At 72.8% G+C, this 16,019-nt stretch carries 14 protein-coding genes; 7 read left to right on the top strand and 7 right to left on the bottom strand.

The window, feature by feature from the left end:
- The first annotated feature begins 117 nt into the window (after nt 1–117).
- The 5 genes from GEV43_RS08870 to leuD all read left to right on the top strand — a co-directional run bounded on the left by GEV43_RS08870 (nt 118) and on the right by leuD (nt 5,752).
- The gene (locus tag GEV43_RS08870; protein ID WP_206681100.1) at nt 118–1,125 is read left to right on the top strand and encodes a phosphotransferase family protein; all 1,008 of its coding nucleotides are present in this window, start codon (nt 118–120) and stop codon (nt 1,123–1,125) included.
- Complete coding sequence (gene eno, locus GEV43_RS08865; protein WP_160820261.1) at nt 1,122–2,414, top strand: phosphopyruvate hydratase; 1,293 nt, start codon at nt 1,122–1,124, stop codon at nt 2,412–2,414. Before GEV43_RS08870 ends, eno begins: the two co-directional genes overlap by 4 nt.
- On the top strand, nt 2,411–3,376 hold the full coding sequence (locus GEV43_RS08860) for a 2-hydroxyacid dehydrogenase (protein ID WP_309239538.1): 966 nt from the start codon (nt 2,411–2,413) through the stop codon (nt 3,374–3,376). Before eno ends, GEV43_RS08860 begins: the two co-directional genes overlap by 4 nt.
- Nucleotides 3,377–3,714: 338 nt before the next feature.
- Nucleotides 3,715–5,139 (top strand): 3-isopropylmalate dehydratase large subunit, encoded by a 1,425-nt coding sequence (leuC, locus tag GEV43_RS08855; protein WP_160820259.1) that lies wholly within the window; start codon nt 3,715–3,717, stop codon nt 5,137–5,139.
- A 10-nt stretch (nt 5,140–5,149) separates the two neighbouring features.
- Entirely contained in the window at nt 5,150–5,752 is a 603-nt protein-coding gene (leuD, locus tag GEV43_RS08850) for a 3-isopropylmalate dehydratase small subunit (protein WP_160820258.1), read from the top strand.
- Nucleotides 5,753–6,200: 448 nt separating this feature from the next.
- On the opposite strand, the gene GEV43_RS08845 is transcribed toward leuD, so the two are convergent.
- The gene (locus GEV43_RS08845) at nt 6,201–7,379 is read right to left on the bottom strand and encodes a cytochrome P450 (RefSeq protein WP_160820257.1); all 1,179 of its coding nucleotides are present in this window, start codon (nt 7,377–7,379) and stop codon (nt 6,201–6,203) included.
- A 193-nt stretch (nt 7,380–7,572) separates the two neighbouring features.
- Between GEV43_RS08845 and GEV43_RS08840 the strand changes: the two genes are divergently transcribed.
- Entirely contained in the window at nt 7,573–8,214 is a 642-nt protein-coding gene (locus GEV43_RS08840; protein ID WP_160820256.1) for a hypothetical protein, read from the top strand.
- Between the two features lie 87 nt (nt 8,215–8,301).
- Here GEV43_RS08840 and GEV43_RS08835 read toward each other — a convergent pair whose 3' ends face one another.
- Nucleotides 8,302–8,631, bottom strand: a complete 330-nt coding sequence (locus tag GEV43_RS08835) for a cupin domain-containing protein (protein ID WP_160820255.1) — start codon at nt 8,629–8,631, stop codon at nt 8,302–8,304.
- A gap of 71 nt (nt 8,632–8,702) precedes the next feature.
- On the opposite strand from GEV43_RS08835, the gene GEV43_RS08830 reads away from it, so the two are divergent.
- On the top strand, nt 8,703–9,653 hold the full coding sequence (locus GEV43_RS08830; protein ID WP_160820254.1) for a GlxA family transcriptional regulator: 951 nt from the start codon (nt 8,703–8,705) through the stop codon (nt 9,651–9,653).
- 36 nt (nt 9,654–9,689) lie between these two features.
- Here GEV43_RS08830 and GEV43_RS08825 read toward each other — a convergent pair whose 3' ends face one another.
- The 5 genes from GEV43_RS08825 to GEV43_RS08805 form a co-directional block, all read right to left on the bottom strand.
- Nucleotides 9,690–10,520 (bottom strand): hypothetical protein, encoded by an 831-nt coding sequence (locus GEV43_RS08825; protein ID WP_160820253.1) that lies wholly within the window; start codon nt 10,518–10,520, stop codon nt 9,690–9,692.
- 156 nt (nt 10,521–10,676) lie between these two features.
- Nucleotides 10,677–11,720 (bottom strand): winged helix DNA-binding domain-containing protein, encoded by a 1,044-nt coding sequence (locus tag GEV43_RS08820; RefSeq protein ID WP_160820252.1) that lies wholly within the window; start codon nt 11,718–11,720, stop codon nt 10,677–10,679.
- A gap of 744 nt (nt 11,721–12,464) precedes the next feature.
- Nucleotides 12,465–13,883: an MFS transporter gene (locus tag GEV43_RS08815; RefSeq protein WP_160820251.1), complete on the bottom strand. Its 1,419-nt coding sequence runs from the start codon at nt 13,881–13,883 to the stop codon at nt 12,465–12,467.
- Between the two features lie 199 nt (nt 13,884–14,082).
- Nucleotides 14,083–14,886: an SAM-dependent methyltransferase gene (locus GEV43_RS08810; protein ID WP_160820250.1), complete on the bottom strand. Its 804-nt coding sequence runs from the start codon at nt 14,884–14,886 to the stop codon at nt 14,083–14,085.
- Between the two features lie 604 nt (nt 14,887–15,490).
- Nucleotides 15,491–15,853 (bottom strand): STAS domain-containing protein, encoded by a 363-nt coding sequence (locus tag GEV43_RS08805; RefSeq protein WP_160820249.1) that lies wholly within the window; start codon nt 15,851–15,853, stop codon nt 15,491–15,493.
- Nucleotides 15,854–16,019 lie beyond the last annotated feature (166 nt).

Below are 16,019 nucleotides of genomic sequence, written 5' to 3'. Positions count from 1 at the left end.
GGCTCCGTTCCGCCGCAGGGTGCTGACTCCGGCGAAGGGTCCGCGTTGGGCTCCGTTGCGCCGCGACGTCCCCAACCCGGCAGAGGGCCCGTGCTGGGCGCTGTGCCGGAGGAGGCGGTGGAGGTTCCTGCGGAGATCGCTGACGCGGTGCGGCGACTTGTCCCCGGTGCGGGGCCGGAGGCCGTGCGTGGCGTGCCGCTGACCGGCGGGGTCTCGTCGGACGTCTGGCGCGTCGACCTGCCGGACGGCCCCGTGTGCGCGAAGCGGGCCCTGGAGAAGCTCAAGGTGAGCGGCGACTGGCGGGTGCCGACCGGCCGCGCCGCGTGGGAGGCGCGCTGGCTCGCGCTCGCGGGCGAACTGCTCCCCGGCGCGGCCTGCGGCCTGCGCGCCTACGACGAACGCAACGGCGTGCTCATCCTGGAATGGCTCGACCCCGCCGACCACCCCGTCTGGAAGGAACGGCTCTCCGCCGGGGACATCGACCCCGCAGCGGCGGGCGAGGTCGGGCGGCGGCTCGCCGCGCTCCACGCGGGCGCGGCGCGGTGTGAGTTGGGGGAGTGGGAGGCTGCTCGGCCGTTGTTCGATGCGTTGCGCATCGACCCGTACCTGCGGGTCACCGCGCGCCGTCACCCCGCGCTCGCACCGCGGTTGGACGCGCTCGCGGCCGGGCTCGGCACCGCCGCGATCACCGTCGTGCACGGCGACGTCAGCCCGAAGAACATCCTGCTCGGCCCGGACGGGCCCGTCCTGCTGGACGCCGAGTGCGCGAGCCCCGGCGACCCCGCGTTCGACCTGGCGTTCTGCGCGAACCACCTGCTGCTGAAGGCCGTCTGGCATCCCGCGGACGGGGCGCGGCTGGCCGAGGCGTTCCACGCGCTCGCCGGGGCGTACCTTGACGGCGTGGACTGGGAGCCGCGCGCGGACCTGGAACGGCGCGCCGCCGCGCTGCTCCCGGCGCTCGCGCTCGCTCGGGCGGACGGCAAGTCGCCCGTCGAGTACCTCACCGAGGAGAACGGGCGCCCGGCCGTCCGCCGCGCCGCGACCGGCCTCCTCGAACGGCCGCCGTCCACACTCGCCGAGCTCGCGGACCGCTGGGCCGCCACCACCGAGGAGAACCGCACGTGACCGCGTCCACCGAGATCACCTCCGTCACCGGGCACCGCCGCTGGGACTCGCGCGCCCGGCCCACCGTCGAGGTCGTCGTCCGCACCCCCGCCGGGACGGGCCGCGCGCTCGCCCCGGCGGGCGCGTCCACCGGCTCCGGCGAGGCCGTCGACCTGCGCGACGGCGGCGAGGCGTTCGGCGGCAAGGACGTCACGCGCGCCGTCGCCGGAGTGAACGGCGACATCGCCGCCGCCCTCACCGGCATGGACGTCGCCGACCAGGCGGCCGTGGACGCGCGGCTCGAAGAGGTGGACGGCGAGGCCGGGTTCGCGCGGCTCGGCGGGAACGCCGCCGTCGCCGCGTCCATGGCCGTCGCGCAGGCCGCCGCCGTCGCGCACGGCGTCCCGCTCTGGCGGCACCTCGACCCGGCCGCCGCACGGCTCCCGCTCCCCGAGATCCAGATCTTCGGCGGCGGCGCACACGCCCACGGCCGCCTCGACATCCAGGACCTGCTCGTCGTGCCGCTCGCCGCCGGGTCGTTCCGCGAGGCGTTCGACTGGACGGTCGAGATCCACCGTGCCGCCGGACGCTGGCTGGACGAGCGGGGACGGCTCGCCGGGGTCGCCGAGGAGGGCGGCTGGTGGCCCGCGTTCGAGTCCAACGCCGAGGCCCTCGAAGCCCTCGTCGCCGCGATCGAAGGCGCCGGGCTCGTCCCCGGCGAGCAGGTCGGGATCTCCCTTGACATCGCCGCGACGCAGCTCGTCGGGTCGGACGGCTCGTACCGGCTGACCCGCGAGGACCGCACCTACGACCGCGACGGCTGGGGCGAGGTGCTGCTCGGCTGGCTGGACCGGTTCCCGATCGTGTCGATCGAGGACCCGTTCGCCGAGGACGACCCGGCGGGCATGGCGCTGCTCACCGCCGCCGTCGGCGACCGCGTGCAGGTCGTCGGCGACGACTTCCTCGTCACCGACGCCGAACGCGTCCGCGCCGCCGCCTCGGACCGTACGGCCAACACCGTGCTGGTCAAGCCGAACCAGGCGGGCACGCTCACCCGCGCGAAGGCCGCGCTCGACGCCGCCGCCGAGGCCGGGTTCGGCGCGATCGTCTCGGCCCGTTCCGGCGAGACCGAGGACGTCACGATCAGCCATCTGGCCGTCGGCTGGGGGAGCGGCGGTTTCAAGGTCGGCTCCGCCACCCGCGGCGAGCGCACCGCCAAATGGAACGAGCTGCTGCGCATCGAGGAAAACCTCGGACCGTCCGCCCGCTACGCCGGCCGCGCCGGCCTCGGCCCCTGGCAGTCCCGGTGAGCGCCGCGCAGGCCGGGGGCCGGGCGCCCCGCGTGCTGTTCCACTTCGCCGCCGGGCCCGCACTCCGCGAACGCCTCGCGCCGCGCCTGGACGGCCTCGACGTCCGCTGGTGCGCGGAGGACGACGAGGAGCGCTTCGCCGAACTCCTGCCCGACACCGACGTCCTGTGGCACGTGCTGCGTCCCATCACGGCCGCCGACATGGACCGCGCGCCCGACCTCAAGTTGATTCAGAAGCTCGGATCCGGGGTCAACACCATCGATCTCGACCACGCCCGCGCGCGGGGCGTCGCGGTGTGCAACATGCCCGGCGCGAACGCCCAGGCCGTCGCGGAGACCGCGCTCACCCTCATGCTGGCCGCGCTCCGCCGCGTGGTCCCGCTGGACGCCGCCACCCGCGCGGGCCGCGGCTGGCCGATCGACACGTCCCTGCCGGAACGGGTCGGCGAGATCGGCGGGCGCACGGTCGGGCTGGTCGGGCACGGCGCCATCGCCCGCCGCCTGGAGGCGCCGCTCGCCGCGCTCGGCGCGACGGTGCGCTGGCACAGCCCGTCCGGCACGGACGCCGACGAGGGCTGGCGACCGCTCGACGCGCTGCTCGCCGAGTCCGACATCGTGTCCCTGCACCTGCCCCTGACCCCGTCCACCCAGAACCTGATCGACGCCCGCCGCCTCGCGCTGATGAAGCCGGGCGCGATCCTGGTCAACACCTCCAGGGGCGGCGTGGTGGACGAGCCCGCGCTGGTCGAGGCCCTGCGGACCCGCCTCGGCGCGGCCGGCCTGGACGTGTTCGCGACCGAGCCGGTGGACCCGTCCAACCCGCTCCTCGCCCTCGACAACGTCGTCGCGCTGCCGCACGTCGCCTGGCTGACCGCCGAGACCCTCGACCGCTGCGTCGACATCGCCGCCTCCAACACCCACCGCACCGCCACCGCCACCCCCCTCGCCCACCAGGTCATCTAGGAACCACCGCCCACCGTCCACTGCCCGCCGTCCGCTGCCTCCACCGCCCACCGCCCGCCGTCCGCCGACCGGCGCGTCCGCCGCCCGTTGCGTCCGCCGCCCGCCGTCCGCCGCGTTCACTGTCCGCCGTCCGCCGACCACCGACCGGTGCGTCCACCGCCCGCCGTCCACCGCGTCCACGGCCTGCCGCCCGCCGCGTCCACCGCCCGCCGCCCGCTGCGTCCACCGTTCACTGCGTTCACCACCCGCCGCGTTCACCGTCCACCGCCCGCCGTTCGCCCGTCGTTCGGTCCTGTGGTCGGGACGGTTCGTACGCGATCCACTGATCAGGAGGGATCATGGCCACCACCCTCGCCGACGCGATCTGGGACCGGCATGTGATCGAGCGCGCCGGCGCGCACGGTCCCGCTGGACGGGCCTCGGCGGACCTCCTCTACGTGGATCTGCACCTGCTCCACGAGCTCACCTCCCCGCAGGCGTTCGAGGGGTTGCGCGCCGCGGGCCGTTCCGTCCGGCGACCCGATCTGTCCGTGGCGACCGCCGACCACAACGTTCCGACGGACGGTTCGCGCCTCCCGCTCGCCGACCGTGCCGCAGACCGGCAGCTCCGCGTGCAGATCGACAACTGCCGGGAGTTCGGTGTCGAGCTGCACCCGCTCGGCTCTCCCGGCCAGGGCGTCGTGCACGTCATCGGGCCCGAGCTGGGCCTCGTCCAGCCCGGCATGACGGTCGTCTGCGGCGACAGCCACACCGCCACGCTCGGCGCGTTCGGCGCGATCGCGTTCGGCATCGGAACGAGCCAGGTCGAGCACGTCCTCGCCACGCAGACGATCAGGATGGCGCGCCCCAGCACGATGGCCGTCACCGTGAACGGCGCGCTGCGCCCCGGCGTCACCGCCAAGGACCTCACCCTCGCCGTCATCGCCCGCATCGGCACCGGCGGGGGGACCGGAACGCTGATCGAGTACCGGGGCGCGGCGATCGAGGCGCTGCCGATGTCCGGGCGGATGACCGTCTGCAACATGGCGATCGAGGCGGGCGCCCGCGCCGGGCTGATCGCCCCGGACGACACCACGTTCGCCTACCTCGAAGGCCGCGAACGCTCCCCGCGCGGCGCGCTGTGGGAGCGGGCCCTCGACGACTGGCGGACGCTGCGCACCGAGCCCGGAGCCGCGTTCGACCGGGAGGCGGTCATCGACGCCTCCGCCGTCGCGCCCCAGGTGAGCTGGGGCACCAACCCCGGCCAGACGGTCGGCGTGGACGGCGCGGTCCCCGATCCCGCGTCGTTCGCCGACCCCGCCGAACGGGCCGCCGCCGAACGCGCCCTCGCCTACATGGGCCTCGCCCCCGGCACCGCCATGCGGGACGTCCCGATCTCGACCGTGTTCATCGGGTCCTGCACCAACGGCCGCCTGGACGACCTGCGCGCAGCCGCCGGCGTGCTGCGGGGCCGCCGCGTCCACGGCAGGGTGCGCGCCCTCGCCGTCCCCGGATCGTCCGAGGTCAAGCGGCAGGCGGAGGCCGAAGGGCTCGACGCGGTGTTCCGCGCCGCCGGGTTCGAATGGCGGTCCTCCGGCTGCTCCATGTGCGTCGGCATGAACGGCGACACCGTCCCGCCCGGAACGCACAGCGCCTCCACCTCCAACCGCAACTTCGAGGGCAGGCAGGGCCCCGGCGCCCGCACCCACCTCGTCTCCCCGGAGACCGCCGCCGCCTCCGCCGTCACCGGCCATCTCGCGTGCGCCGCCGACCTGCCGTCCTGAGAGGAACGCCTTGGACCCCGTGACCCGCGTGACCGGCCGCGCCGTACCGCTGGACCGCGGCGACGTCGACACCGACCAGATCATCCCCGCGCCCTGGATGAAGCGCGTCGAGCGCACCGGCTACGCGGACGGCCTGTTCGAGAAGTGGCGCGCCGACCCGTCGTTCGTGCTGAACCGGCCCGAACGGAGCGGCGCGACGATCCTGGTGACCGGCCCCAACTTCGGCTGCGGCTCGTCCCGCGAACACGCCCCGTGGGCCCTGCGCGACCACGGCTTCCGCGCGATCGTCGCGCCGTCGTTCGCCGACATCTTCCGCGGCAACCTCCCGAACAGCGGCCTCGTCCCCGCCGAGGCCGCCCCCGACGTCGTCGCCGCCCTCATGCGCGCGACCACCGACGACCCCGCCGCGACCGTCACCGTGGACGTCGCGTCCCGCACCCTCGACTGCCCCGCCGCCGGAGTGCGCGCCGAGCCGTTCTCCCTGGACGACTCCGCGCACCACCGCCTCGTCAACGGCCTGGACGAGATCGACCTGACCCTCGCCCTCGCCGACCGCATCGCCGCCCACGAACGCACCCGCCCCGCCTGGCTCCCAAAAGGCCGCAGCACCTGACCGCCCGCAGCACCTGACCGCCCGCGGAACCTGACCGCCCGCGGCGCCTGACCGCCCGCGGCGCCTGACCGCCCGCGGCGCCTGACCGCCCGCGGCATCCGACCGATCGCGGCATCCGACCGCCTGCGGCACCCGACCGCCTGCGGCGCCTGCCCGGCCGCGAGGCCACCTGCGGCGCCCGAGCGCTGGCAGCGCCCGACCGGCGGCGAGGTCAGCGGCGGGGCCCGACCCGGCCGCGAGCCGCCTGGGGCACCCGACCGTCTGCGACGCCTGACCAGCCGCGAGGCCACCTGCGGGGCCCGACCGGCCGCAGGGCCACCGGCGGGGCCGACCGGCCGCGGAGCCACCTGCGGCGCGGCGGCCACCGGATCACCGGCGGCGCGGCGGTCACCAGATCACTGACGGCCCGGCGGTCACCAGGTCACCGGCCGCACTGGTGGTCACCAGGTCACCAGGTCACCGGTAGTGCGGCCGGGCCGCGGACGACCAGGCCGTCCTTCCAGCGCACCTCCGGCTCCGGTACCGCCAGCCGCAGCCCGGGGAACCGGCGCAGCAGCGCACTGAACGCCACCTGCAACTCCAGCCGCGCCAGGTGCGCGCCGACGCAGTGGTGCAGCCCGTACCCGAACGCCAGATGCGGGTTCTCCTCCCGCCCGAGGTCGAGCCGTTCCCCGTCGCCGAAGACCTTCTCGTCCCGGCTCGCCGCCGTCCGCGCGGCCATCACCGTGTCGCCCGCGCGGACCAGCACCCCGCCGAGCCGAACGTCCCGCGTCGCCACCCGCGGCAGCCCCGTCTCCGACCCCAGCGGAACGAACCGCAGCAGCTCCTCCAGCGCGCCCGGCAGCAGCCCGGGGTCGCGCCGGAGCCGTTCCCACTGCTCGGGCCTGGTGAGCAGCACGTACGCGAAGTTGGAGATCTGCGTCGCGGTGGTCTCGTACCCGGCGATCAGCAGCCCGACCCCGAGATGCACCAGCTCCCGCTCGTCCAGTCCACCGTCCTCGTCGCGCAGGTGGACGAGCGCCGACAGCAGGTCGTCCTCGGGCTCCTCCCGCCGCCGCTCCACCAGCTCCGCCAGGAACGCGTCGAGGCTGCGCTGCGCGTCCCGCACCTCGTCGTCGCTGTACGCGCTGACCGACAGGAACGCGTCCGACCACCGCTGGAACCGCCGCCGGTCGCCCATCGGCACCCCGAGCAGCTCGCAGATGACCGTCACCGGCAGCGGCAGCGCGAACTCCTCCACCAGGTCGACCGGCCGCCCGCGCGCCTCCACGCCGTCCAGCAGCCGCCCGGCGACCCCCTCGACCCTCGGCCGCATCGCCTGCACCCGCCGGTGCGTGAACGCCCGCACGACGTGCCGCCGCACCCGCGTGTGGTCCGGCGGATCCATGTCGATCAGGAACGTCGGCGCGTTCCCCTCCGCCGCCCCGACCGCCGCGGCCCGGCTGAACACCGGCTCGGACAGGACCCGCCTGGCCTCCTCCCAGCCGGTGACGAGCCACGCCTCCTCGCCGTCCGCCAGCGTGATCCGGCTGACCGGCGCGGCCTCCCGCAGCCTGCGCAGCCCCGGGTCGAGGTCCAGCCTCTCCCGGACGAACTCCTCGTGCGACGGCCAGCGTCCCCTGGTCATGGGCGACCCCTCCGCGATCCGGACGTTCCGCCCTCGACGCTAGGCGGGCCCCGCCCCGCGGGCGAGCCCCGCTGACCGCAACCGGCCACCGCACTCGCCTCCAAGCCCGCTGTCAAGCGCCCCCGGCCGGGTTCGTACGAAGATGTGCACCGTCCGGCTCCGCCCACCGCCCAGCGAAAAGGACCAGCAGACCTTGGCCAGGAACGCACAGGATTCGGCCGTCGTCCTTCCGGGACCGTCAGAGCCTGTCACCGCCGACGACATCGTCCGCGCCTTCGTCGGTGCCGAACTGCCGCTTCGGACGTTCGTCGTCTTCGACGAGAGGACCGACCCCAACGGTCGGATCGGACGCGACAGCGGCTACCTGTCGAAAGCCAGCTTCGCCGACGAGCGGATCCGGCAGCGGAGCGACCCGCCGGACGCCGACGACGGCGGATCGGTCGAGGTGTTCGGCGACGCAGAGGACGCCCGCGAACGATCGGAGTACGTGCTCAGAGTCCTCAGGAGAGTGCCGTTCGTCTCTCCGGCCGGTGAGTTCCATTACCTCGCGGGCCCGATCCTTCTTCGCCTCGCAGGCCAACTGAGTCCGAAACAGCGGCAGGAGTACGAACGGGTGCTGCGCACGATGCTCCCGCCGACCGTTCGACCCCCGCAGCCCGAAATACGCGTGAGCCGTTCCGGGCGGTCGATCGCGGTCAGGTGGGCGGGCGACCCGTCCTGGTACCGCCTGGACGCCGACGCCGACGCCACGGCCAACGGCGGAATCGGCGAACGACTCCGCACCGACGAGCCGTTCAGCCCGGACGAAGAATGGACGACCCTGGGCAACGGTTGACCCGGCCCGAATCCTCAAGGCCGCCCGCCACTGCCGCCCCGTTCGTGCGCACACGGCTCCCCGCGAACGCCCCCGCACATGGGCGCCCTAGCCCTCCGGATAGAAGAGGAACAGCGTGCATCCCTCCTTCGTCTGCGGGACGTGCGACGAACCCGCGGGGGCGTGGATGAACGAGCCGGCCGGATAATCCCGTTCTCCGTCATTGAAAACACCGGAGACCACGAAGACCTCTTCGGGACCCGGTTCGTGGACGTCCACTCCCTGCCAGCAGGTGTCCGCGTCCATTTCCAGCACATAAGCCTTCGCGCCGCCGTTCCCTTTCCACAACGGCCGCAGGCGGATGCCCGGGAAGAGAGCGCGGACGGGGGCGTCCTTCACGGAGGCCCATTCACAGGTCGGCGTGTTCTGTTCGGTCACGGGTCCCAGCCTGGCGGCCGACCGCCGTCCCGCCGAGAGACAGCAAAGACATCGAACGGTACTTTCCTGACATGCACCGAGTGACGGCGCTCGTCCGCCCCCCGCAGTCGACCTTCGAACTCGCCTGCGCGGCCCAGGTCTTCGGGATCGAACGGGCGGGACTCCCGACGCGGTACACCTTCAACGTCTGCACGGAGCGCCCCGGCCCGGTGGCGACGCACGCCGGGTACGACATGCTCGTGACCGACGGACTGAACGCGCTCGATCATGCGGACACCGTGATCGTCCCCGGCTGGCTGCCCGCACGCGAACCGCCGTCGCCCGCGGTCGTCCGGGCGTTGCGCCGAGCGCACTCCCGAGGGGCGCGCGTGGCCGCCATCTGCTCCGGCGCCTTCGCCCTCGCGCACGCCGGTCTGCTCGACGGACGGCGCGCGGCCACGCACTGGGCGCTGGCGGACGAACTCGCCGCCCGCTTCCCCCGCCTCCAGGTCGATCCGGACGTCCTCTACGTGGACCACGGCGACGTGGCCACCAGCGCCGGAGCCGGAGCGGGCTTCGACCTGTGCATGCACCTGGTCCGCGGCGACCAGGGCGCCCGGTACGCCGCGCACGTCGCCCGGACCATGGTCATGCCGCCGCACCGCGAGGGCGGGCAGTCGCAGTACGCGGCGCCCCCGCACCCCGCGCAGATCGACGGCACGCTCGCACCGCTGCTGGAGTGGGCGGCCCGGAGGCTCGGCGAGCCGGTGACCGTCGAGAGCCTCGCGGCCCACGCCGGCCTCTCGACGCGCACCCTCGCCCGCCGCTTCGCCGACCAGCTCGGCACCAGCCCCGGGCGATGGCTGCTCGCTCAGCGGATCACCGCGGCCCGGGACCTCCTCGAAACCTCCGACCTCCCCGTGGACGCCGTCGCCCGCCGCGTCGGCCTCTCCTCCGCCACCAACCTCCGCAGACGCTTCCTCAACGCCCTGGGCACGACCCCCGGCGCCTACCGCCGAGCCTTCCGCGCCAGCCCCCAGTAACGCGCCCACGAACGGACCGCACTCGACGAAGGACGCCTACCGGTCGGAACGGCGGGGCGCCTGCGCGCACTCGGGATAGAACGCCGCCACGCGGCCGAGAGCACCCGCGACGGCAACGGCGTCAGCAGGTTCGGTGGCGAGCGTGGCCAGGAGGTCGCCCGCCGTCCGTACGGCCTTGCGGTTGGTCGTGTCGGTGAGCCAGTCGTAACAACGCGTCAGCTTCGGCTGGCCGAGCGTGCGCAGCACGAGCACGATCGTGGGCTCGTTGCGCAGTATCAACCTGTAGAACTGGCTCGCGCTGAACAGAGTCAACTCCGCCGCGTTCGGCGCGGCGGGATTGTGGTCGGGGCGCGTGCCCCAGTCGACCGAGGTCTGCTCGGCGTTGCTCCAGAGAACGTTGTGAACGGGCTTGGCCGCGAGCCGTCCGGCCTTCAACTCGTTCAGATAACGCGCCCACAAGCGCGCACCGGGATTGCCGTAGTCGCCGCCACCGGTCTTCAACGCCAGGGCCAGCCCACGAACGAGGGCCTCCAGATTGGCGGCATCGCCGTAGGACGCCCAAGTGCCGGGGGCGCCCAGGCCATGAGCGATGAACACTTCCAGAAAGGACTCGATCACGTTCCACCGCGCGAACCCCCTCTCGAACCGTTGAGCCGGGCCGCGTTGCAGAGCCCGGACGAGCTCCAGCCGCTGCGGAATGGACATCTTCGCGATGACGTCCTTGCCGCACGCCAGCCGGGACGCGCACACCTGAGGCGACGGAACGGCCAACCGCTGGGAGCCCGCGGCAGGGGAGGCGACGACCGTGCCGCAGAGCACACCAGTGATCAACGCGCACGCGGTGGCCGACCGGAGACGAGTGAACATGCGATTACTAATAGCACTCGCTCGACTGCGTACCGTACTGAAACAGACTCCCATCTCCCTCAGGCCACCCACCCGTGCAGCAACCCGACAGCCCACACCCGTTCCGTCCGGTGGTCCCCCTGTCCATCACGGACAGCGGGACCCGGCCGTCCCGTCCTACGCGAAAACCAACTCCACATCGGACGCGCCCGCGTGGTCAGCGATCGTGGCGGCGTCGGTTTCGGCGGCACGCCGGCGCCGAGCGGGCAGCGCGGCGAACGGTTCGACCCGCACCGTCAGGAGATCGCGTGCCCGCCGCTGCCGCCAAACCCCAGCGATCTCGCCGTCGACCAGCAGGACACCGGGATTGGCGGCGGCCCGCCACACCGCTTTACGCCGCGCCGCATCGGGCACCAGGAAGGGACGGTCGGCCAACTCCGTGAGCGGATCGTAGGGCGGCAACAGCCGAACGCCCTCCGCAGCCGGTGCCGTCCGCAGCAGTTCAAGGTGTTCAGCGTGCGTCCAGTACTCGTCGCCATCGATCGCAACGGCGTGCAACTCATCGGCGACCGATTCCCACACGCTGCGCGCGGCGGCCGGAGTCCAGCCCAGCCAGGACGCGAGCTGCGCCGGCCGGGCAGGGCCGAACGCCGCGAGAAACCCACGGACCAACTCGGCACGACCGCCGACCGCATCAACGGAAACGCCGCCAGACGACCCGACCTCGGCCGGACGGTAACGGAACCCGCCGGAGGACGCGCCGTCCACCTCGATGACCAGCCCCGCCTGAAGCGTGGCCAGCCGGAACAGCAGATCCTGCACATGGGCGCACTCGCAACCCGCGCACCAGGGAACGAACCGCCGCCCGACCTGAGGGCTCACCACACCGCTGAGCTGCCCTTTCGTCAACGAACGGCCGTCAGAGACCGCCTCCCGCATCGCCGCGGCGACCTCGTCCAGCGCGGCGCCGAAGGCGACACCGTCCGCGGCGAGCTCGGCCGCGAACGCGCCGGTGGCCTGCCGAGACAGTTCGCGACCGTCCTCGACCCGGAGCGCCGCGGCCAACGCGGCCAGATCCCCGGCCCGGTGCAGGTGCATGGCCCCCCGGATCGAGTGGACCAGCACGGTCGGCGGAACCGGCGCGCGCCCCGTCCGCAGCCGCAAGGCGAGCGCCGCACTCCGCCCCGGCGGATAATCCTGAAGCCCGGTGCCCAGCAGCACCCCACCCCCACCGACCTCGCCGCGACCACCCCCGCTGCGACCGTCCCCGCCCTGGCCGTCCCCGCCCCGTCCGAGCCCGTGCGCAGCCAACCGATATGCCAGAACCTGACCCCGACCGACGGCGATCACCGCCCCGCCTCCACCGTCTCGTCCAGAACGCACCGCGCCGCCTCGAACATGCGCCCACGCTAAGGCCCCAGCACCCAGCCACGCCAAGCCCCGAACAACAAGCGGACCGGAGCGGAAGCTCCCCAGCGCCAAGCCAACGCAGCGCCGCCCGACAGACGAAGCGGAGGGCTCCAGCGCCGAGCCATGGCAAGCGCCGAACGACAAGCGGAGCGGAGCAGGAGTTCCAGCGCCGAGCCAACGCAGCTCCGACCGACAGACGAAGCGGAGTCTTCCAACGCCCAGCCGTCGCGAGCGCCGAACGTCAAGCGGACTGGAGCGGAAGAGACCCTGCGCCCAGCCATCGCAGCACCGAACGACAAGCGGAGCGGAAGAGACCCTGCGCCCAGCCATGCCAAGCAGCGAACGACAAACGGACCGACCGGAAGCGGACCGAAACGGACCGGACGGACTGGAGTGGACCCCACGGACCGAAACGGATCGGACGGACCGGAGCGGACCTCCACGGACCGGAGCGGAGGAGAGCCCGCCCCGGCGTAGGCGAGAGGCCCACCAGTGAACGCGGCCGGGCTTGAGCCGCAGAGCTCGGCGCCGGTCGGCCGTCCACCTCATCCCAGTTCAGCCTGCTGGACGGCGGTCGCGCAGCAGGGCGGGGATGAGGACGGCGGCGAGGGCGAGCAGGGCGGCCGCGATCAGGAGGGCGAACGAGAAACCCTCCGTCGCGGCGTGCGCCGGGTCGGTGGAATCGGCCAAGGCGGTGCTGCGGCGAGTGGCGATGGCGACCAGCACCGCCACTCCCACGGCGCCGCCGATCTGCTGGACGGAACTGAAGACGGCCGAGCCGAGCCCGGCGTTCTCCCCGGTGGTGCCGGTTACGGCGGCGACGGCCAGGGCGGGCAGGCTCAGGCCGCAGCCGAGGCTCGTGACGAGCATGCCCGGAAGCACGCCGCTCGCGTACCCGTCGTTCGGCCCAACTCCGGACAGCAGCAGGAGCCCGAGCGCGCTGACCAGGAAGGCCAGGACGAGGAACCGGCGCGTCCCGAGCCTGGCCACAGCCCTGGGAGACAGCCACATACCGGCGAGGATCCCGGCGCCGTACGGCAGGTAGGCGACGCCGGCGGTGAGCGGGCCATAGCCCAGAACGGTCTGCAAATGAACCATTAGCAGGAAGGCCATCGCGTAGAACGCGGCGGAGAACAGCAAGGTCATGACGTTGGCGACGGCGCGGATCCGGAACGTCAGGAACGGCAGCGGCACCAGTGGTTCAACGGTGCGTGACTCGACGACCATGAACGCCAGGACCAGCACGGCGGCCAGCAGGAGAGGGCCGAGGACGCCCGTGCCCGTCCAGCCCGACTCCCCGGCGGCCAGCAGTCCGTAGACCAGGGCCATGACGGCACCGGTGCCGAGCAGCGCACCCGGCACGTCCGGTCGGGCCCGCCGGGTGGCGCGGCTCTCGGCGACCAGTCGGGGCAGCAGCGCCAGCGCCAGAACGGCCACGGGCAGGTTGATCAGAAAAATCCAGCGCCAGGACGTGAGCCCGGTCAACGCCCCGGAGATCACCAGACCGAGCGTGCCGCCCAGAGCCGCGATACCGCCCCAGATGCCCAGGGCCCTGGTGCGTTCCTCGGTGCCCGGGAACAGCAGTGTGATCAGCGACAGCGCGGCGGGGCTGGCCATCGCGGCACCCGCACCCTGGACGAACCGCCCAGCCACCAGTTGCCACGGTTCCTGGGCGAGCCCGCACACCAGGCTCGCCGTACCGAACAGCGCCACACCCCCGAGGAACACGCGCCGCCGCCCCAGCAGGTCCGCCGCCCGTCCGGACAGCAACAGCAGCCCGCCGAAGGCCAGGAAATAGGCGTTGACCACCCAGGCCAGCCCGGCCGCGCTGAACCCCAGGTCGTCCCGGACGCTGGGCAGCGCGACGCTCACCACCGTGTCGTCCAGGACCAGCATGAACTGGACCAGGCACAGCATGATCAACGCCGGCCACCGGGACCCGACGGCCGGACGGGACAGCGCCGGCGCCGTCATGACCGGCGTCCCGTCGAGACGAAGGACGATTCCGTACTGCGGTGGTAGATGTTCGGCATTCGACGACGCTATGCACGGCCCGGCCCACCCACCATCCACAGACCGGACAGCTCATATCGCATAGAAGACACGCACCAGAACGCACGCCGCACCTGCCGCCGCCCAAACGGCGGAACCCCCCGGAACCGAAAGGACGCGTTCAGCGCTTGAGCGCGACCCCGCAGAACGCGTCGACTTCGGGCGGCTGTCCGAACGGCGTCGCTTCGGCACGCCAGCGCGACACCGAAACCACGCCGGGTTCCACGAGTTCCAAGCCGTCGAAGAAGCGCGCGATTCGTTCGGGGGTGCGCAGCTCGTAGTCGTAGCCGTCATCGTCGCGGACGCGTTCGGCCTCGGCGGCGGCATCGGGCTGGACGGTTCTGGTGCCGTCCTCCAGCACCAGATGACTGCCGGACGGCAGCGCGGCCAGGAGCCGTCGCAGAACCGCGCGGGCCTGGACGTCCTCCCGGATCGTTCCGAGGACCCCGAGGACCATCAAGGCGACGGGCTGCGTGAAGTCGAGCGTGTCGGCGGCCCGCCGCAGAATCGTTTCAGGCTCCCGGACGTCGGCGTCGAGATAGTCGCACGCACCCTCCGGAGTGCTGGTCAGCAGCGCACGGGCATGGACCAGGACCAGCGGATCGTTGTCGACGTACACGATTCTGGATTCGGGCGCGACACGCTGCGCGACCTCGTGAGTATTGTCGTGCGTGGGCAGTCCCGTGCCGATATCGAGGAACTGCCGGATGCCGACCTCACCGGCGAGATACCGAACGGCCCGTCCCAGGAACGCGCGACTGTGCCGGGGAACGTCCTCGAAACCGGGGTAGACCCGCTTGATTTTCTCAGCGAACTCCTGGTCGGCCTCGTAGTTGTCCTTGCCGCCGATGAAGTAGTTCCACACCCGCGCCTGGTGCGGCACGGAGGTGTCGATCCCGGTCGGCAGGCGAGTCGCGTCGTCCATCAAGGCCGCTCCGTCACAGTGGTCGTCATACCGACCCCATTCTCAGCACGCGACCAGAACGCCCGATCGACATTGGCCACGACCGGCCGACACGCCGTTCCCCAACGACGTACGCACCCGCCCTCATCAACGAAATGCCGCGCCCCTCACCGATCCGGCTCAGTCCCCCCCCCGCCGTACGACCCACAATGCAGAACAGCAGCGAAGGCAAGCGACCGCGAGAAGACCAAGCCCCCGCGACCTCACATGCCCCGCCCTTTCCGCACAAGCCAGACCAGGCACCACACAGACCCGACACAGGCGTCACACGTCCCCGAGCAGGCCCGGCACGTTCCCCACTAGGCGCCGCACGTATCCGACACAGAAGCGGCAAGCACCCGACCAGGCGCAACACCCTCCCGGCCAGGTGCGACACGTACCGACTACGTCCGGCACGTACCGCCGGACATCGCACGTACCGCCAGGCACCGCACGTACCGCCGAGCACCGCACGTACCGCGGGGCACCGCACGTACCGCCGGACATTGCACGTACCGCGAGGCATCGCACCCACTCGGCACAAGGGCCGCAGGTAGGTACCGGCCGCGTCCGAGCACGCACCCATTCAGCGCAGGGTGAAGTGATCCTGCATGCGGGTGAGCGCCAGCAGTCGCTGTACCGGCGCCGGCGCCGCCTTCAGCAGCACCTGTACCTGGTGGCGCGCCGCCCGGTTCTGCAACGCCACCAACGCGCCAAGTCCCGCCGCGTCGATGAAGGCCACGCCACTGACCTCGACCACCAGCTGACTGAAACGTTCTCCGGCGTCGCGGCCGTCGTCCCCGCGCTCCCCGTCGGGGGTGGCGAACCGCGCCAGCGACTCCTCGGCCCAACTCAGCAATCGCCGGGCCGCGATCAGGTCCAGATCCCCGGCCACCGTGACGGTCAAGGCGTCACCGGCGTAGTGGCTCGACAGACTCAACCCGTCCATGAAGCGACGTCCCTCTGCTCAGGTAACCGGAAGATCCACCGGCACCCGCAGATCCCCACCGCACGCGAAGGGACAACGCCGACCAGGCACCGGTCTTCCTCCGCAGCGCAGGGTCTGGACGACGCGGAAGGGTCGATCGTGATCACAACCGGCCACTATCACCAGT

Source organism: Actinomadura sp. J1-007, assembly GCF_009793335.1.
Classification (GTDB): Bacteria; Actinomycetota; Actinomycetes; order Streptosporangiales; family Streptosporangiaceae; genus Spirillospora; species Spirillospora yumaensis.
This window is presented reverse-complemented; position numbering and strand designations above follow the sequence as displayed.